Source organism: Zoogloea sp., assembly GCF_041914405.1.
In the GTDB taxonomy this organism is placed as follows: domain Bacteria; phylum Pseudomonadota; class Gammaproteobacteria; order Burkholderiales; family Rhodocyclaceae; genus Zoogloea.
The window spans coordinates 100,480-117,637 of record NZ_JAYSDK010000013.1 but is presented as its reverse complement, the minus strand read 5'-3'; the positions used below and the strand labels follow the sequence as shown (position 1 = coordinate 117,637).

The 17,158-nt window shown below is 57.6% G+C and carries 20 protein-coding genes; 1 reads left to right on the top strand and 19 read right to left on the bottom strand.

The annotated features are described in order from the left end of the window. Positions 1–87: 87 nt before the first annotated feature. From ACE3RX_RS10325 to ACE3RX_RS10300, 6 genes are all read right to left on the bottom strand, one after another. Positions 88–360, bottom strand: coding sequence for an HU family DNA-binding protein (locus ACE3RX_RS10325; RefSeq protein ID WP_374483029.1), 273 nt, complete (start codon positions 358–360; stop codon positions 88–90). Between the two features lie 263 nt (positions 361–623). Continuing rightward, the gene (rpsT, locus tag ACE3RX_RS10320) at positions 624–902 is read right to left on the bottom strand and encodes a 30S ribosomal protein S20 (protein WP_374483027.1); all 279 of its coding nucleotides are present in this window, start codon (positions 900–902) and stop codon (positions 624–626) included. Between the two features lie 147 nt (positions 903–1,049). Further along, positions 1,050–2,234: an acetyl-CoA C-acyltransferase family protein gene (locus ACE3RX_RS10315; protein ID WP_374483025.1), complete on the bottom strand. Its 1,185-nt coding sequence runs from the start codon at positions 2,232–2,234 to the stop codon at positions 1,050–1,052. Positions 2,235–2,261: 27 nt separating this feature from the next. After that, positions 2,262–3,191 carry a CobD/CbiB family protein gene (locus ACE3RX_RS10310; protein ID WP_374483023.1) on the bottom strand — a complete coding sequence of 310 codons (930 nt, stop codon included), beginning with the start codon at positions 3,189–3,191 and terminating at the stop codon, positions 2,262–2,264. A gap of 93 nt (positions 3,192–3,284) precedes the next feature. Continuing rightward, positions 3,285–3,902: a CoA pyrophosphatase gene (locus tag ACE3RX_RS10305; RefSeq protein WP_374483021.1), complete on the bottom strand. Its 618-nt coding sequence runs from the start codon at positions 3,900–3,902 to the stop codon at positions 3,285–3,287. After that, on the bottom strand, positions 3,902–4,579 hold the full coding sequence (locus ACE3RX_RS10300) for a TIGR02281 family clan AA aspartic protease (protein ID WP_374483019.1): 678 nt from the start codon (positions 4,577–4,579) through the stop codon (positions 3,902–3,904). Before ACE3RX_RS10300 ends, ACE3RX_RS10305 begins: the two co-directional genes overlap by 1 nt. Here ACE3RX_RS10300 and ACE3RX_RS10295 point away from each other — a divergent pair. After that, positions 4,503–5,282 (top strand): type 1 glutamine amidotransferase, encoded by a 780-nt coding sequence (locus tag ACE3RX_RS10295; protein WP_374483017.1) that lies wholly within the window; start codon positions 4,503–4,505, stop codon positions 5,280–5,282. The genes ACE3RX_RS10300 and ACE3RX_RS10295 overlap by 77 nt on opposite strands. A 51-nt stretch (positions 5,283–5,333) precedes the next feature. Here the strand turns inward: ACE3RX_RS10295 and ACE3RX_RS10290 are convergent, their stop codons facing one another. From ACE3RX_RS10290 to ACE3RX_RS10230, 13 genes are all read right to left on the bottom strand, one after another. Continuing rightward, a complete protein-coding gene (locus ACE3RX_RS10290) occupies positions 5,334–5,522 on the bottom strand; it encodes a putative motility protein (RefSeq protein WP_374483015.1) in 189 nt (62 codons plus the stop codon). 3 nt (positions 5,523–5,525) lie between these two features. Continuing rightward, positions 5,526–6,011, bottom strand: coding sequence for a YajQ family cyclic di-GMP-binding protein (locus ACE3RX_RS10285; RefSeq protein ID WP_374483013.1), 486 nt, complete (start codon positions 6,009–6,011; stop codon positions 5,526–5,528). Positions 6,012–6,024: 13 nt separating this feature from the next. Then, complete coding sequence (locus tag ACE3RX_RS10280; protein ID WP_374483011.1) at positions 6,025–6,348, bottom strand: pyrimidine/purine nucleoside phosphorylase; 324 nt, start codon at positions 6,346–6,348, stop codon at positions 6,025–6,027. Positions 6,349–6,366: 18 nt separating this feature from the next. Next, positions 6,367–6,600: a DUF2788 domain-containing protein gene (locus tag ACE3RX_RS10275; protein ID WP_374483009.1), complete on the bottom strand. Its 234-nt coding sequence runs from the start codon at positions 6,598–6,600 to the stop codon at positions 6,367–6,369. A 10-nt stretch (positions 6,601–6,610) separates the two neighbouring features. Then, entirely contained in the window at positions 6,611–7,840 is a 1,230-nt protein-coding gene (locus ACE3RX_RS10270) for an argininosuccinate synthase (protein WP_374483007.1), read from the bottom strand. A gap of 50 nt (positions 7,841–7,890) precedes the next feature. Continuing rightward, complete coding sequence (gene argF / locus ACE3RX_RS10265; RefSeq protein WP_374483005.1) at positions 7,891–8,823, bottom strand: ornithine carbamoyltransferase; 933 nt, start codon at positions 8,821–8,823, stop codon at positions 7,891–7,893. Positions 8,824–8,838: 15 nt separating this feature from the next. Then, positions 8,839–10,014: an aspartate aminotransferase family protein gene (locus ACE3RX_RS10260; RefSeq protein WP_374483043.1), complete on the bottom strand. Its 1,176-nt coding sequence runs from the start codon at positions 10,012–10,014 to the stop codon at positions 8,839–8,841. A gap of 160 nt (positions 10,015–10,174) precedes the next feature. Continuing rightward, a complete protein-coding gene (locus tag ACE3RX_RS10255) occupies positions 10,175–11,674 on the bottom strand; it encodes a polysaccharide lyase (protein ID WP_374483003.1) in 1,500 nt (499 codons plus the stop codon). A gap of 2 nt (positions 11,675–11,676) precedes the next feature. Then, the gene (locus tag ACE3RX_RS10250; protein WP_374483001.1) at positions 11,677–12,456 is read right to left on the bottom strand and encodes a hypothetical protein; all 780 of its coding nucleotides are present in this window, start codon (positions 12,454–12,456) and stop codon (positions 11,677–11,679) included. Positions 12,457–12,491: 35 nt separating this feature from the next. Next, positions 12,492–13,490, bottom strand: coding sequence for a polysaccharide deacetylase family protein (locus tag ACE3RX_RS10245; RefSeq protein WP_374482999.1), 999 nt, complete (start codon positions 13,488–13,490; stop codon positions 12,492–12,494). Positions 13,491–13,564: 74 nt separating this feature from the next. Further along, entirely contained in the window at positions 13,565–14,917 is a 1,353-nt protein-coding gene (locus ACE3RX_RS10240; RefSeq protein ID WP_374482997.1) for a phenylacetate--CoA ligase family protein, read from the bottom strand. A gap of 7 nt (positions 14,918–14,924) precedes the next feature. After that, positions 14,925–16,208 (bottom strand): glycosyltransferase, encoded by a 1,284-nt coding sequence (locus ACE3RX_RS10235; protein WP_374482995.1) that lies wholly within the window; start codon positions 16,206–16,208, stop codon positions 14,925–14,927. Then, a complete protein-coding gene (locus tag ACE3RX_RS10230) occupies positions 16,198–17,127 on the bottom strand; it encodes a transglutaminase domain-containing protein (protein WP_374482993.1) in 930 nt (309 codons plus the stop codon). Before ACE3RX_RS10230 ends, ACE3RX_RS10235 begins: the two co-directional genes overlap by 11 nt. Positions 17,128–17,158 lie beyond the last annotated feature (31 nt).

Genomic DNA, 17,158 nt, shown 5'->3' with positions numbered 1-17,158 from the left:
ACCGCCGACATTCGCCTTGTAAGGGCGACGCTCTACCAACTGAGCTAAGCACCCAACTATCGAAGAATTCTCGAAATCAAGAGCTGATTATTGTAGCGCATCTTTCAACGCTTTGCCAGGCCTAAATTTAGGAATTTTTGCCGACTCAATCTTGATTGCGGCCCCTGTCCTGGGATTGCGACCACTCCGAGCCGCCCGCTCCCCCACATGGAAGGTTCCAAAACCCACCAACGTTACGGAGCCACCCTTCTTTAGAGCCTGCTTGACTGCACCAATCGCAGCATCCAATGCCCGCCCCGCAGCAGCTTTCGAAATATCGGCACCAACGGCAATTTGATCGATCAGTTCGGATTTGTTCATACCAGCCCCCTCGTTATCTAAGAAACAAACAGGAAACTCCGACGACAAATGCTGGCGCAATATTACCGGACTGCAGATGCGCCCAGGGATTGGTTCTATATAACGCGCTAAAAATCAGGATGTCAAGACGAGAACTGCTGATAGCCCCGAAACAGCCCAAACCCTTCCCGCTAAATACAAAAGGCCGCATTTGCGGCCTTTTGTATCTGAACCTTGCTGCAACGCATGATCTTCATGATCATGCAGCACACCTAACGATGCACTTAAGCTGCGGCAACAGCGCCCATCGCCTTGATGGCGGCAGACAGGCGGCTCTTGTGACGGGCAGCCTTGTTCTTGTGAATGATCTTCTTGTCAGCGATGCTGTCGATCGTGCTCTGGGAGGTCACGAAAACCTGCTGAGCCACTTGCTTGTCACCAGCCACAACAGCCTTGCGAACAGCCTTGATAGCGGTACGCAGACGCGAACGCAGGCTCATGTTGAGGGCGCGGGCCTTGACTGCTTGACGGGCGCGCTTACGGGCTTGTGCCGAGTTGGCCATCTTTGAGTAATCCTAAAATGAATGCAATAAAACGCGGATTTTAATGGCAAGCACCTTCTCTGGCAAGACTTTTTGCGAGCGCAGATTTTAATGAAAATGCCCTGCACTCACGCGTGCAGGGCATTCATGGGTACTGCCAGTCGCCGCTTAGATGCGCTCGAAGATCGTTGCGATACCCTGACCACCGCCGATGCACATGGTCACCAGTGCATAGCGGCCGCCGACACGCTGCAGTTCATACAGAGCCTTGGTGGCAATGAAGGCGCCGGAACAACCAACAGGGTGACCAAGAGCAATAGCCCCACCGTTCGGATTCGTCTTGGCCGGATCGAGACCCAGCACCTTCGAAACTGCCAGCGCTTGCGCCGCAAAGGCTTCATTGGACTCAATGACGTCCATTTGGTCCAGGGACAGGCCAGCCTTCTTGAGTGCGAGACGCGATGCCGGGATCGGCCCCTCACCCATGACATCGTTGGGCACGCCAGCAACCGCATAGGAAACCAGGCGAGCGATAGGCTTATAACCGGCATTGACCGCAGTAGAACCATCCGCCAGCACGAAGAATGCAGCGCCGTCATTGATGCCGGAGGCGTTGCCAGCCGTCACGGTACCGTCCTTCTTGAAGGCCGGCTTCATCTTCGCCAGGGACTCCATCGTAGTTCCGCGCTTAAGGTGCTCGTCGGTATCAAAAACAACCTCGCCCTTACGAGTCTGCTTCACGATGGGAACGATCTGGGACTTGAAGCGCCCTTCATCGATGGCCAGCGCGGCACGCCGCTGGGACTCAACAGCGAACGCATCCTGCTCTTCACGGGTAATACCGTGCTTGGCCGCGAGGTTCTCAGCAGTGATGCCCATATGGCCAACACCGAACGGGTCGGTCAGAACAGCAACCATGCTGTCGATAGCCTTGGTATCACCCATGCGCGCGCCGGAACGCAGAGCCGGCAGCAGATAAGCCGCCTTGGACATGACTTCAACGCCACCGCCGACACCGTAATCGGCATCACCCAACAGAATGTTCTGGGCGGTCGTTACGATGCCCTGCAGGCCGGAGGAGCACAGGCGACCCACCTGCATGGCCACAGACTCCATCGGCAGACCTGCCTGAATGGAAGCCACGCGGGGCACGTAGGCATAACGGGAATCGGTAGGCATACAGTTGCCCACGGTGACGTAGTTGATCAGCTGAGGATCGACCCCAGAGCGAACAACCGATTCCTTCATCACGATACCGGCCAAATCACTGGCATCGAATTCTGCCAGCGCGCCTCCAAAGGCACCAATAGCAGAACGTACTGCACTCAGAACCACCACTTCACGATTAGCCATGTGACCTCCTCCTCAGAATTGCTACGGTTAATTACCAACCCATCCAGCTACGCCCAGCAGCGCTAGCATAAGAAACAGCAGCACCAGCGTACGCCAGACCAGGCCGATAGTACTTTGCATGAAATCGGCATCGGCTTCGTCACCAACCCCCATTTCCGGGCGTTCAATGACCTCTCCGGATTCGTGTATCGGCATACCCAGCCGTACTCCCAAGGCCCCCCCGCCACTGGCAAGGAGTATACCGGACGCCTTGTCTTTCCATTGTGAGGCCTGCGCCCGCCAACAATACACTCCATCCTCAAAATCGCCGACGATCGAAAATGCTATGGCGGTCAAGCGAACGGGCAACCAGTCGAGAATGGCGAAGATCTTGCTGGAGAATTCACCAAAATCACCGAAGTCATCACTCTGCCCTCTATTGCCCCAAGTCTCGTTGAAGAAATGCGCGAGCCGATAGAAAACGGCGCCGCTGGGGCCCGGCAACAAAATGAACCAGAAGGCTACTGCAAAAACATTACGGTGCGCAGCGACGAGGGCCTCCTCAATCGCCAGCCTTGCAACCTCGCCAGAGCTCGCACCATCATGGTTCCGGCCCCGCCATTCGGCGATCAGGCGGCGTGCCCGCGGAAGCTCTCCCATGCGCAAGGCAAGTTGGATATCCGTAAAGAAATGACTGACCTGCCGAAACCCCATCGTCAAGTAAAGGACCATCACATTGAAAGCGAAGGCCAGAACCGGATGGATGTGCCAGAGGACAAAATAAACCAAGGCCGAGCTGAAGCAGGCAATGGCTATCGCAACCCACCAGGCAACCGCGCCGTGGCGCGCCTCACCATCGTTGAAGCGATCCTCAAGAAAACGGGCAAAAACGCCTAAAGGGGCTTTTACGAAACGCTCCACAGGGAGCGGACGAAGTTGCTCCAGGAGCAAGGCGGCAATCAGCGAAAACAGGGTCATGCGGCGGGGGGCTTTGGCGGGCCCTCATGGTTCAAACCTACAAAATATTGCCTCAAGATACCACCAAACCGTCTCAACACAAACGGAGAGCGCTCATCTGCGTAGGAATCGGTGAAGACTGACCAACATTCCCGCCGTGGCACCCCAAATAAAGTAATCACCATACGGCATTGCGTAATATTCACGATTCACTCCACGCACTTCGACTGAATGCAGGCGGTGGTTTGCGCTATCCAGCAGGAACGAGAGTGGTACTTCGAAAGCCTCTGCCACCTCGAACGCATCCAGCACCAGATCAAACGGAGGGCTCACTAGCCCAACAACGGGCGTCACATCAAAGCCTGTTCCCGTCCGATACTGGGGCAAACATCCCAACAGCTCAACCTTATCCCGTACGAGTCCGATTTCCTCCTCGGTTTCCCGCAGGGCGGTATCAATCGGTGACATGTCGCCGGCCTCTACGCGGCCTCCAGGGAAACTGACCTGCCCTGGATGGTGATGCAGATGATCAGTGCGCCGTGTCAACAATACCGTTGGGGCCTGCTGCCGCAATATGATGGGTACCAGCACTGCCGCCGGTGTCAAGGGCTCCGCGGCGCCGCTCTCCTTGACGGAGGCATCGTGCACAACGCCCTCTGCAAAGCAGGTGCGCAACCATTCCACTGAAGCAACTTTTGACAAATCGGAAGAGGTCGTCATCGGCACAATCATCAGTAACGTTGCCGCAACTGGAGACTAGGCCCTTCGTGGCGCATCTCCATGCGATTGAGAAAACTCATGCCCAGCAGCGCAAAAGGCATATCCATCCCCTGAACAACACCATCCACGTTTCGCAGAACCACATCACCAACACGCACCGAATCCAGCTTGACCTTCCAGGCCTGCGCTACGCCGTTGGCAGTCTGCATCATCACGGGCTCCCCCCTACTTATATCAATGCCTGCCCGCGACGCATCGCCGCGCCCTAGGGAAACATAAGTCGCCCCCGTATCAACCACAAAGTGGATCGCCGAACCGTTGATAGACCCGGGTGCGTGAAATTGCCCTCGACTGTCAGCGTGCACGGTAACCGTCGGCACCCTCCGGCCGTCGCCCCCCAGATTTATAGCCTGCTGCCCGACCACGAGGCGCTGACGACGCCCATCGACCTCAATCACGGCGCCGTCGCCATCCGCAGAGATGATCCTGACCCCTTCCTGTGTCGTCGCACCGACTGCCAGAGCGCGCGGGCTGCCGCCGTTGACTACCACCAGCACCTTCCCAGGGAAAACGCCTGCCAGGGCCACTTCGGTCGCGTTCACGGGAACGGCTATGCAGCCCAGGATGACGCCGATACACTGCAGCCAACGATCAATCGTGAGATTTTTGATGAAACCGGTAGCAATCATTCGACATAGCAGAACTGAAGGTCCGGGTCATTTTGCCACATTCCTGGATCGCCACTCGCTGCCATGGACCCTGTTCCGCATCGATGCCGGCGACGCTCTCCCTGCGCCATCGCAAATCAATGAATTTTCCGGACTCTGTCTGATGGGAGGGCCTATGAGCGTCAATGACGACCTACCATGGATTCCCCGATTGCTCGAACTTATACGGCTCATGATAGCGGCAGATCGTCCGGTGATCGGCCACTGCCTGGGAGGGCAGCTGATAAGCAAAGCTCTGGGTGGAGTTGTCAGCCGAAATCCAGTCAAGGAGATAGGCTGGGGCCTGGTAAGTACCGACGACACCCCGCAGGCATTCCAATGGCTGGGCGATATCAAGCAATTCGAAAGCTTCCACTGGCACGGAGAAACGTTCACGATTCCCCCCGGCGGAGAACGCATTCTCGCCAGCGCAGCGTGCCCCAATCAGGCCTACGTGGTAAATGGCAAACACCTGGGAATGCAGTGCCATGTGGAAATGACCGCAGCCATGATTCACGACTGGTGCGAGAGCGGAGCCGACGAAATCGAAGCCAGCCTCTCCTCCCCCGCAGTTCAGACGCCCAAGCAAATCACAGAGAACCTTGAGAATCGCCTGCATGCCCTAAACACTGCCGCCGAGCAGCTCTACTCGCGCTGGATCACGGGACTAAAGGCAGAAGACTGATGTACAGACAAACAAAAACCGGCTCTCAGCCGGTTTTTGTTTGAGACCCGTTCAAGCGAACGTATCGATGCTTCGCCCGAGTGTTGCCGTCGGATCGGGCGCCGGGGTCGGCGCAGGCAAGGCTTCCAGCATTTGAGCCGCATTCTGCTGCTGCTGATCCAGGGCCTTGCGCAGCATCAGGATAGAAACGGAATCCTGCGCCTGAACCTGCGACGTAGATGCCAGCGCGGAGATACTCATTGCTCAGTCCCGGAAGTTACCGTACTGCAAAGGATAGTCCGTCACTTCCTTTCGGACTAGGGCAATACAATCTTGCAGGATATCCCGCTTCGCCCCGCTGACCCGTACCGCCTCACCTTGAATGCTGGCCTGGAGCTTGAGCTTGCTATCCTTGATCAGCTTGACGATCTTCTTGGACTGCTCCTGTTCAATGCCGACGCGAACAGTGAGTTCCTGTTTGACCTTGTTGCCGCCCACTTTCTGGATGTCGCCGTGCTTGAGACAGCGGACATCTATCTTCTTCGCAGTCATCTCGGGCAGCAGGATCGCCAACATCTGCTCAAGCTGAAAGTTGCTGTCGCCATGCAGGACAAGAAGCTTTTCCTGCTGCTCGACGCGGGCGTCCGTGCCCTTGAAGTCGTACCGACCGGAAATCTTGCGATTCGCCCCTTCGACAGCATTCTTCAGGGCAACCATGTCGACTTCGGACGTGATGTCGAAAGATGGCATGGATGCCTCCCGATCAGCCGAAGTAACAGACGTAGTGGTAGGGCTCGCCACTCACTTCAATATCGAAGCTGGAGTTACCCGGCACATTGAAGCTCTCGCCAGCAGCGGACACTTTCCACTCGCTCTCACCCTTGAGGCGATAGCGGCAGGCGCCCGCCACCGTTTCCATCACTTCCGGCTCCCCGGTGTTGAAGGTCAGGCTGGCGGGCAGAATCACACCAACGGTCTTTTTGCTGCCATCAGCAAAAATGACGGTGTGGCTCACGCACTTACCATCGAAATATACGTTGGCCTTCTTGATGACGGAGACGCCGTCGAACTGAACAGACTGGGTCATAGCTCAACCTTCAAAAATTTATTCAATGCCTAACAGCTTCTGGATGATGCCTTTGGCCATGAAGCCGATAAAACCAACGCCAAGCCCCACGAACATCCAGATCGCACCGTATTTCCCCGCCTTTGACTCCCAGGCAAGCTGGCCAATGATAAAGACCATGTAGGCAATTAGGCCGCCAACGCACAGCTTGAGCGAGATGTCCTCGAACTCGGCGATCGTAAGACCGAATATTAGTGGGGCATTAGGGTCCATTTTTGCTTAGTCAGCCCCGCTTTGCTTTGGCGTTGGCGGCGATCCGCATACGGAGTGCGTTGAGGCGGATGAAGCCGTGGGCATCCTTTTGATTGTACGCACCCTGATCATCTTCGAACGTAGCAATCGTCGGATCAAACAGGGAGTCGGTCTTGGAGTCTCGCGCAACCACGATCACATTGCCCTTGTAGAGCTTGATGCGAACCCAACCGTTAACACTCTGCTGAGTGTGGTCGATCAGGGCCTGCATGGCCTGACGCTCCGGGCTCCACCAGTAGCCGGTGTAAATCAGGCTGGCGTAGCGGGCCAGCAGATCGTCCTTGAGGTGAGCCACTTCACGGTCGAGAGTAATGGATTCGATGGCGCGGTGAGCACGCAGCAGGATGGTTCCGCCCGGCGTTTCATAACAACCGCGGGACTTCATGCCCACGTAGCGGTTCTCGACCAGATCCAGACGACCGATGCCGTGCTTGCCGCCCAGTTCGTTGAGCTTGGCGAGCAGCTCGTGAGCCTTCATGCGGGTACCGTTGATGGCAACCAAGTCGCCCTTCTCGAATTCAAGATCCACATACTCGGCGGCATCGGGAGCGGCTTCCGGCGATACCGTCCAGCGCCACATGGACTCCTCAGCCTCGGCAGCCGGGTTCTCAAGATGGCGGCCTTCGAAGGAGATGTGCAGCAGATTGGCATCCATGGAATACGGGGAGCCACCCTGCTTGTGCTTCATTTCGATGGGAATGCCGTTCTTTTCAGCATAGGCCAGCAGCTTTTCGCGGGAGAGCAGGTCCCACTCACGCCACGGTGCAATGACCTTCACGTTCGGCATCAGCGCGTAGTAGCCCAGCTCGAAACGAACCTGATCGTTACCCTTGCCGGTGGCGCCATGGGAAACCGCATCGGCGCCGGTCTGGCGTGCGATCTCGATCTGGCGCTTGGCGATGAGCGGACGCGCAATAGAGGTGCCGAGCAGGTATTCGCCTTCGTAGATCGCATTACAGCGAAACATCGGGAACACGAAGTCGCGCACGAACTCTTCGCGCAGATCGTCAATGAAGATGTTCTCGGGTTTGATGCCGAATTGCAGCGCCTTGGCTCGCGCCGGCTCGAGTTCCTCGCCCTGACCGAGATCGGCCGTGAACGTAACCACTTCGCACTGGTAGGTGTCCTGCAGCCACTTGAGGATTACCGATGTATCCAGCCCGCCCGAGTAGGCAAGCACAACCTTCTTTACGTCGCTCATGTCCCGCTTTCCGAATATGAGTAAATGAGTCCTAACCGCTTCCGACCGCGCTACGCGCAGTCACCCTCGATCTTCCCGATCAGGAGATATTCCATTAATGCCTTCTGCACATGCAGACGATTTTCCGCTTCATCCCAGACCACTGATTGGGGGCCATCGATGACTTCCGCAGATACTTCCTCACCCCGATGGGCAGGCAGGCAATGCATGAACAAAGCGCCTGGATTGGCGATCTTCATCATGTCCTCGTCCACCTGCCAGTCAGCGAAGTCGCGCATCCGCTCTTCGTTCTCCGCCTCGAAGCCCATGCTGGTCCATACGTCGGTGGTCACAAGGTCAGCCCCACGGCAGGCCTCCATCGGATCATCGAAGTGCGCATAGTGACCCGTTCCATACAACCCAGCCCGCTCAGGTTCGACTTCATAACCCGGTGGGGTAGATACATGTACATGGAAATCCAGCACCTCGGCGGCCTGCAGCCACGTATTGCAGACGTTGTTCGAATCCCCGACCCAGGCCACCGTTTTGCCCTTGATCGAGCCACGATGCTCGATGAAGGTGTAGATGTCGGCGAGAATCTGGCAAGGGTGATATTCGTTGGTCAGCCCATTGATCACGGGTACGCGGGAATATTCCGCGAAGCGCTCGATGATCGACTGCTCGAAGGTGCGGATCATGACGATATCGCTCATACGCGAAATCACCTGCGCCGCATCCTCGACCGGCTCACCGCGACCGAGCTGAGAGTCCCGCGTATTCAGATAGATCGCGGAACCACCGAGCTGCTGCATCCCGGCTTCGAAAGACAGCCGCGTGCGCGTGCTGGCCTTCTCGAAAATCATCACCAGTGTGCGATCGAACAACGGATGATGAGGCTCGTAACGCTTGAAACGTTCCTTTATCCAGCGGGTGCGGGAAAAAAGATAATCGTATTCGTCACGAGAAAAATCGTTGAACTGTAAGTAATGTCTCGGTGCGTTCATGGCACTCGTTCTTGGTTATTGTGCTGCTAGAAATCCCTTGATCAGCGGCGCCAACCCGTCCACCAACGCAGCTGCTTCCCGTTCGCTGAAGTTCAGCGACGGCAACAAGCGTACAACCTTGTCCGCAGTCACATTGATCAGATAGCCCGCATCAAGAGCCTGCCCTACCAAAACACCACAGGGCCGATCGAGCTCGACGCCGATCATAAGACCCGCGCCCCGGATATCGAGCACGCCAGGAACGCCTTCAAGGGCCTTGGCCAGACCATCGCGGATGCTTTGACCGATTCGCTCCGCATTGGCGAGAAGGTTTTCCTCGTCGATGACCTCCAGGGTAGTCAGCGCAGCCGCGCAGGCCAGAGGATTGCCACCGAAGGTGGACCCGTGATTGCCAGGCTGAAAAACCCCCGCTGCGCGGCCAGCGGCCAAACAAGCTCCGATCGGAACCCCGGAACCCAACCCCTTGGCGAGGGACATCACGTCAGGCTTCACCTCGGCGTGCTGATGACCAAACCACTTGCCGGTACGTCCAACACCGCACTGCACCTCATCGAACATCAGCAGCAATTCCCGGTCATCGCACAGCTTGCGCAAGGCGCCGAGATAGGCCTGCTGGGCGATGTGAATGCCGCCTTCGCCCTGAACCGGCTCAAGCAGAATACCCACTACATCCGCACGGCCATCGAGAATACGCTCAACAGCGGCCAGGTCGTCAAACGGAACCCGGAGGAACCCGCCGACCAATGGGCCAAACCCAAGCTGCACCTTCTTGTTGCCTGTTGCCGACAAGGTTGCGAGAGTCCGCCCGTGGAAGGATTGCTCCATCACGACGATGACCGGCTCGGCAATGCCGCGCTTGTGTCCGTAAAGACGCGCTAGCTTGATGGCGGCTTCGTTTGCTTCACACCCCGAATTACAGAAGAACACTTCATCCATGCCTGACCGCTCGGCAAGCTTGTCGGACAAGGCTTCCTGCAACGGGATCTGGTACAGATTCGACGTATGAATGACGCGTGAAGCCTGCTCCGAGATTGCACGCACCAGACGGGGGTGATTGTGACCGAGCGTCGATACGGCAATGCCTGACAGGGCATCGAGATAACGCTTGCCGGAAACGTCAAACAGCCAAGAACCCTCCCCATGGCTAAATGCCACCGGAAGCCGTCCGTAAGTGTTCATCAGGTGAGACATGAAGCAACCTTGTTCCGATTTTCGCCAATCGCCGACATAGCGCGCCACGTCAGCACCAGAAAGGCGAAACGGCGACTCGCGCCGCCGTTGAATTTAGAAAACCGCTACAGGATTCTACTGGACAACAACCCGCCTGTACAGCGCACGCTCCACGGCCCCATCACCTGGTCGCGGGCTGACGCATCGGACCGATATATGACTTCGCAATGACCACATTGTCGATGTATAGATCCATGTCTCGCGGCGGCGGCGTCATGCCCCCGTGATAGATATCAAACCATACGGTCTCGATCTTCAGTTCGGGGACGTTGCGCAGCCTCAAATCCTTTTTCTCAAATGCCAGACGGCCATCGATCCATGCCCGCAGGACCCCATCTTTCTGACCCGGCGTATTCAATTTCAGATACTGCTCAACGCAATACCAGCGATTACGCTGCAGGGCCGCCAGACGGCCGAGTCCCCACCTAAGACCGTCCCCAGACGGTTCCGCCATATCCGCATGATACGCATACGTTCCAATCGGCGTGGTACCAACCAACGGATTCTCACGCCCCGCCATCACCGAGAACGAACCCCGAAGCGACCAGCCGTTGTCACCCGTGCTCTTCCTCATACCCCAGCCGGCCTTCCCATAGGTGCCGGCGAAACCCGGCAACTTTCCACCATCCACATCAGGAGACCAATTACTGCCAAAACGCAGGTAATAACGGAAATACGCCTCCTCCGGCTCCCGCCCCTGCTTGCCGCTGAATGCATAACGCAGATCCGCACCGAGATTCACTCCCTTTTTTAAGCGAATCTTCAGTGCATGCCCTTTGAGTGGCGCAAATCCACTTTCAAGGTCTTCCGTTACACGGGACATCGCCATGCGCAGATCAACAAATGACCACTCACTTGCCCATGCGACACTTTCGAAGCCAGTCTGAAAATAGACATCGGGATCTTTGCCCAAAGACTCTTCATCAACATACTTAGCCGCAAGGCCAAGCCGCGCAGTCGCATCAGGGCTAACCGGAGGACTCACCGCAAACACTCCCAGGGTGACCTCCCCCCCATACTGCCTGCCCAGCGTCAAGCTCAGCGTCATGCGACGAACACTTTTCTCTCGTACCGTTTGCGGCAGTGCGAAGCCAAAAACACCACGAGCACCACCACCGAGTTTGACGCGCGTCTCCCGCCCCAAGCCCTTTACAGTACTGCAATCCAAGTATGCGTCCGCAGTTGGAAAGGCGATATCTCCACTCCCGTCGGCGAATTCGATGGTCAGGATCGGGCGGGAGGCCATTTCTGGACTTTCCCTGCTGACAACATCCAGGATGCCGTTGCCCTTTATTGCTGAAATCATCGTACCTTTTGAAAGATCGGCCCTGCCAGTTATCCAGTCCTTGAACAGCGCCGTCAAATCCAGCTGGATCGTTCGCCCCTGATAATTGGCAGGCACAACCGTTGTGGAATACGGCTGACTGCCAAATTTTTGATGTGCCGCATCCTGCCAGTCACCGCCCTTGCGTGCCCATTCGCCACCGGCTCCCGCATTGAACGCCTGGCACGTCACGCCATCAGAACTATCCGACAATGAATCAGCAGCCCGAGCATTACCGACTGCGGACAAGGACAATAGCGCAGCGAGAAGAACGCGGCCAGACCGGAAGTAAATCACACTCACTCCTCGCGCGGCTGGTCAGCCTTTGGATCGCCGGCCTTTTCAGTCCTTTCGGCGGCTTTTTCCTCTCCGCTCCCGACTATCGGGGTTTCGGCCGCCTTGGCCGGCAGCGGACGCCATTTCCCTGCCTTTTCGAGCTTCTGCCGAAGGCCAGGCAGCGGGTACCCCAACCCATAGGCAATATGGGCCGCCGTCAATGCATCATCATACCGGCCCAGAGTGATCCAGCCGAGTCCGAGGTTATACTGAAAATTTGCATTGCCTTGGGGCGCATTCTCTCGGGCCCTCTCCAGGCGCGCAGCCGCGCCTTTCGTATCGGCAAGATCGGCCAACCACATGCCATACAGCAATTCAACAACCCCATCGTCCGGCGCAATCTGCAGACCGGCCTCAAAAGAGCACTCGACTGTTCTATCTGTCCCCCGCGGACGATTGGTCTTTTCCCGCTTGGCAAGTCTCACCAACGTCGCGAGCGCACGATGATGATTGGGGAAATACCTAAGCGTATAAGCCAAATCGCCGCCAAAAAAGACTGTCGTAGCTGCCTTTGTAAGACTCTCGACCCCCGGCCCAAAATGATAGGCCTCGACAACCCGGATGACATTTGGAGGCGCCACGCGATAATCGTAAACTGCGTGGCTCTGCGGCCCCTCGGACGGGCACGATACAACACCCGCGGCAGATGCTGCGCCGCCCCCGACTACGAGCATCACCGCAACCGTAGCCCTCACGACCTTACCCCGCCAATACGACATCAATTCCGCCTGAGATTTGCGCATGAATACCTCGAATAATCGATTGCGTGCTTGCAAAGTCACGACGCCAGTGCAGGAGTTGCCAACTGGGGCGCATTGACCCTCAAAAAGTTCTGAGCTATGCGCAGACAGAATCTGCCAGGCTGCCTCTCCCACGGAGTAAATCTTGGCAATTCATAAATACCGGATTCACGCCCCACAGATCCCCATGACGTTGTAAAGGCCGCTTCATAGCCGGCCCGCTCTATCATGCGCACGTTCTGCGCAGTATAGTCCGTCCCCGGCTTACCATTTGGATAGGCAAAAAAACGGGGCGCTTCACCGAGTAGGTCCGCAAGTTGCAGGCGGTTCTTGACAACTTCGTCCATTGCCTGATCTTCATCTAGAACCGCTAGAATTGGATGATGGGTCGTATGACCGCCAATCGCCATACCGCCTCCAGATAAGCCGCGCAACTGTCCGGTCGTCAACATCAAGTCTGCGGGCAGCGCGACGGCAGCCTCTTCCCGCAGTCTATCAAGTGCTTCACAGCGCCCGTCCAGCGAAAGGTACTTGATGCGTTGCAGCAAGGTCTGAATCAACGTGCGCCGCTGGGCTACCGTGGAAAGCGCATATCGCCCCAGCCCCATCCAGTCTAGATCCAGTTCATTCAGTTCCGTCCGACGCACTGTTTCGATAACTGCATCATTGAACATCACTCCACCATCGAGATAGCCGGAAGCAATGAAAAAAAGTGCTCGCACCCCATGTTTGCGCAAGATGGGATAAGCGATGGTGAAATTATCCGCATAGCCATCATCAAATGTGATGACGAGCGTACGGGGAGGCAACTTACCCGCCTGCCACGCCTCAATGGCCTCTTCCGCAGAAAGAATATTGAAATACCTTACGAGTACGCCGATCAGTTCGTCGAACTGGGCCGCGCATATCTCACCAGGCTGCAACGGATCAGGTTCGGGTACGACGCGGTGAAATATAAGGGTCCCAAAGCGTGACGACCGCCCCCCGAACAGAGACGCAAGGCCGCCTAACATCAATGGGAGATCACGGGTAATCACGCGGCACGGCCTCAATAAAGAAAACAAGTTGCGAACGAATCAATAGGACCGCTCGATTGACTGGATGCCGTAGCCTACGGTTTTACGTGGCTGACGACATAGCGCGTCTTGCCCGATTTCTCAGGGGGGATTTCGGACACGGAACTGATGTCAACCTGTACCGACGCCCCCAAACGAGCAGCGAAATCACTTCGGATGCGCTGACGTTCATGCTCTCCAAAACGCTCGTCGGCGACGACAAGAACTTCGGTGCGTTCGATGCTGTGCTGAACGATCTTGAACCGCTGCACCCCGGGCAAATCCCTGACCGTATAGATCAGGGCCAGTGCATGGATGACGGTACCGTCTGCACCAGTAATGAAATCGGTGGTCCGCCCCTGCACTTCTGCAAGAACCGGCAGCTTGATTCCGCAGGAGCACGGCTTATTGGCAAGCACCCCTACGTCGCCAGTCTTGTAGCGTACGAAAGGAAAATCCCTCGTCGCCATGTGCGTCACCACAATCTCACCGGGCACGCCTGGCGGTACCGGCGAGCCATCGGGCGCAACGGTTTCGACGACTATATCCTCCGCCGAAATGTGCAGGCTTCCATGAGGACATTGATGCGCAATGAAGCCGGCATCCCGGGCGCCATAGCCATTCGCCACCGGGCATCCGAAAATCTCGCTGATTGACTGCTTCTGATGGTCATACAGCATCTCCGACGTAACGAATGCCACCTTGATCCCGAGATCGTTCAAGGGGATCTGCCACAGACGCGCCCGCTCGGCGAGGTGCGCCAGCGCCGAGGGATAGCCGAACAACATCTTCGGCCGGACCTTGCGGATCTGCGCAAGCATTGCCCGTACCTTGTCGTCAGACATCTCGAAAGCCGGCAACAGCCATGACCGGAGCAGTCGGTCACGCAAAGCCTTCACCCGATCCTGGGCGCCTAATTCAATAGGCGACCCCCACAACACGATCTCCGGATCACCGATATCCACGCCCCACCAACGGGTGGCTCGCCACTTGGCCGCGACATCATGGCTCTTGCGCGCCTTCCCAATGTAAAAAATCAGTGGCTCGCCACTCGATCCTCCGGTGTTGTAGCGCGTCACCGGCCCCGAATCATCGGCCCTTAATTTGTCCACGTTCTCACGGATAAGTGGCTTGGTTAGAAATGGTAAGCGCTGCAGATCTTCCAGCCCCCGGTACGCGGCCGGATCAAACCCCTGCTCGCGAAACAGATCCCGATAGTAGGGAACGTGAGTTCCGATATCCATCAGGAAGCGCTTCAGTCGCTCGTTGCGTAGCGCCAGTATCTGCTCTCGCGGCAGATACTGGGTCTTCTCAAGGTCCTTCCGGCGTGCAACCGAATCGTGGGACTTCAAGTGCTCATGCAACGGAAAAATCGCGCCCGAAGCGACACTGGTATAGATGGAACCCATATTCTGACTAACCCTTTCTTGCGGACCGAGCGCCAGCACTCAAAGCACGAAAACGCTCGACCAGAATGCGCACACGCGCTTCCCATGCGTTTTCCCGCGCATAGGACATGATGTACTGGCGATCCCAATCCCGCACCAGCGCGGCAGCAGTTGCATCACGCAAGGCTGCCCTGTCTCCGAAGGGAACCACCGTTCCCAGATCAGCGGAACACACGACCTCGGCATTACCTCCGACGGCCGTTGTCACGACAGGCAAGCCACACCCCATGGCCTCGAGGAACACGTTGGCCCACCCCTCATTCCGCGTGGACAAGACAAACACATCGGCACAACTCAAGGGGAGTGCCAACTGCTCCGGCGGCAGAGGCCCGGTGAAGATCACGTGCCCGGAAAGACCAAGGTCGCGAACCTGTCCACGCAAGGCATCCGACATGTCCCCTTCCGGACTACCTCCCCCTACGATGACATACCGAAGCTGCGGGAACTGCCCGATCAACTCGGGCAGAATCTCCAGCACCCGGTGAAATCCCTTGCGCTCGACGAGCCCGCCCACGGAAATCAGCACCGATGCATCCGCCGGGATATCCATGCGCCGCCGCGCCTCATCGCGAGGGATCGCGGTGAACTTGCCGATGTCCACACCATTCCCGACCACCTCGATATGATCGGCTGCGGCCCCTGCCCCCACCAGCAGTTGGCGCAGGGAGTCCGACACGCTGATCACCTGGTCCGCCTCCCGGACTGCGGACACGACTTGAGGCGCCAAGGCGGGATCCTTCAGCTGGCGTGTCTCGGTACCGCGTAACGTAATAGATGTCGGCCAGCCGAGCCACCTTCCAAGCAGAACTCCAGCCCGTCCATTCGGATAGGCAAAATGGGCGTCAAGAATGCCCTCCCCGTAGCACCGCCGGAGCCTCAGCAACAAAGGCAGGGTGCACAAGGCCATCGACAGGCCGTCCAGGCGCCGCAGCACGCCGGGCAGCGAGAAAAATCGCGGAAAAAACACCTCCACGCCATCCTGCTTCTCAAAGCGCCCCGTGTCAGGTCGATAACCCGGACGGAACCAGCGGATCAGCGACTGCAACGGAAACCAGGGCTGCGGGGAGATCACGACAAGCCGAAAAGCGGGCCGCAGACGAAACACGCGCTCCCGTACAAACAGCCCAGCCGTCGGCTGAATGCGGCTGGGAAAGAGGGAGGACAACACGTAGATCGTCCTGCTCCCCTGCTCCTCCGGTGCAACGGGGAGTTCGGTATCGTTTCCGATCGTCACTTGCGCCTCACCCGGCATGCACCGCTTTCCTGCGTTGACGCGCCGCCCACCACCAGCTCACCGCGGCGCCGGCCGCAAACACCCCGGCCACCAGCAGAGTGACGAGGCGCAAGCGGATATTCTCCAGCTGCTGGCGCTGAACCTCATTGTCGCGGCTCTCCAGAATCCGGATATGGGGATACAAGCCTGCCCCGAGCGCCAGTAGCTGCTCTGCGCTCCGGCCGGCTTTCGAGGCCAACCGGACCAGACTTGAGCGATCGTTCTCGAAGACATTGTTCCCCCACCACAAATACCACTCAGGCAAGCCTCGGCGGTAGTAGTCGATAGCCTTCTCGGGATAGCGGTAACCCGGCGGAGACGCCGGTGCAACAGGAATCATCCTCGGAGCTCCGCCCGACAACAGGACGTCACGAACCTCGAGCGCCGACAACGGACGTCCGGCTGCATCCACGAAATAGAAGTTGTTGAACACGTCGAGCATGATCCAACGGCCGCTGCGCCGGTCCCAGATCTCATTGAAGACGTGGCCATGCCCGCCGAAGCCATCGAACGAAAAGGCCCAGGAGCGGGAAAACACCCCGGAGGCCTGGGCAAGCGCAGTGAACACATCCGAAAAATCGGCGCAGTAGCCTTCCGCGTTGTCCGTGATGCGACGGTAGGTCTCCGAAAGGCTCGACTGAATGGGATTTCCGGGAGCGCGACCCGGCTGACGCAGAATCTGGCCAATCCGCAATGCCGTGCCCCAGTCATCCCCCTCGATGCGTAAACTGAAACGCCGGGCCAGATCAGCAAACTTCGGATCCGTGCTGGCAGGTGATCCAGCACGAAAATCGGGCGGCAGCGCCGCGGGTGTCCAGACCGCGTTAGCAGGCTCCGCGTCGAGCAACAATGCATTACGCAGACGGACCAACTCGGACGAAGCCGTGAGATGGGGCACCAGACTCGCCGAACAAAGTACGACGACCGCC

What these genes read in the sequence shown, in the direction of transcription:
- ACE3RX_RS10270 (WP_374483007.1), bottom strand. Translation starts at nt 7,840, where the DNA reads ATGAGCGACGTAAAGAAGGTTGTGCTTGCCTACTCGGGCGGGCTGGAT.
- ACE3RX_RS10315 (WP_374483025.1), bottom strand. Translation starts at nt 2,234, where the DNA reads ATGGCTAATCGTGAAGTGGTGGTTCTGAGTGCAGTACGTTCTGCTATT.
- ACE3RX_RS10295 (WP_374483017.1), top strand. Translation starts at nt 4,503, where the DNA reads ATGCAGCCCAGGATGACGCCGATACACTGCAGCCAACGATCAATCGTG.
- rpsT (WP_374483027.1), bottom strand. Translation starts at nt 902, where the DNA reads ATGGCCAACTCGGCACAAGCCCGTAAGCGCGCCCGTCAAGCAGTCAAG.
- ACE3RX_RS10235 (WP_374482995.1), bottom strand. Translation starts at nt 16,208, where the DNA reads ATGCCGGGTGAGGCGCAAGTGACGATCGGAAACGATACCGAACTCCCC.
- ACE3RX_RS10290 (WP_374483015.1), bottom strand. Translation starts at nt 5,522, where the DNA reads ATGAGTATCTCCGCGCTGGCATCTACGTCGCAGGTTCAGGCGCAGGAT.
- ACE3RX_RS10260 (WP_374483043.1), bottom strand. Translation starts at nt 10,014, where the DNA reads ATGTCTCACCTGATGAACACTTACGGACGGCTTCCGGTGGCATTTAGC.
- ACE3RX_RS10240 (WP_374482997.1), bottom strand. Translation starts at nt 14,917, where the DNA reads ATGGGTTCCATCTATACCAGTGTCGCTTCGGGCGCGATTTTTCCGTTG.
- ACE3RX_RS10305 (WP_374483021.1), bottom strand. Translation starts at nt 3,902, where the DNA reads ATGATTGTGCCGATGACGACCTCTTCCGATTTGTCAAAAGTTGCTTCA.
- ACE3RX_RS10285 (WP_374483013.1), bottom strand. Translation starts at nt 6,011, where the DNA reads ATGCCATCTTTCGACATCACGTCCGAAGTCGACATGGTTGCCCTGAAG.
- ACE3RX_RS10280 (WP_374483011.1), bottom strand. Translation starts at nt 6,348, where the DNA reads ATGACCCAGTCTGTTCAGTTCGACGGCGTCTCCGTCATCAAGAAGGCC.
- ACE3RX_RS10275 (WP_374483009.1), bottom strand. Translation starts at nt 6,600, where the DNA reads ATGGACCCTAATGCCCCACTAATATTCGGTCTTACGATCGCCGAGTTC.
- ACE3RX_RS10310 (WP_374483023.1), bottom strand. Translation starts at nt 3,191, where the DNA reads ATGACCCTGTTTTCGCTGATTGCCGCCTTGCTCCTGGAGCAACTTCGT.
- ACE3RX_RS10300 (WP_374483019.1), bottom strand. Translation starts at nt 4,579, where the DNA reads ATGATTGCTACCGGTTTCATCAAAAATCTCACGATTGATCGTTGGCTG.
- ACE3RX_RS10325 (WP_374483029.1), bottom strand. Translation starts at nt 360, where the DNA reads ATGAACAAATCCGAACTGATCGATCAAATTGCCGTTGGTGCCGATATT.
- argF (WP_374483005.1), bottom strand. Translation starts at nt 8,823, where the DNA reads ATGAACGCACCGAGACATTACTTACAGTTCAACGATTTTTCTCGTGAC.
- ACE3RX_RS10250 (WP_374483001.1), bottom strand. Translation starts at nt 12,456, where the DNA reads ATGCGCAAATCTCAGGCGGAATTGATGTCGTATTGGCGGGGTAAGGTC.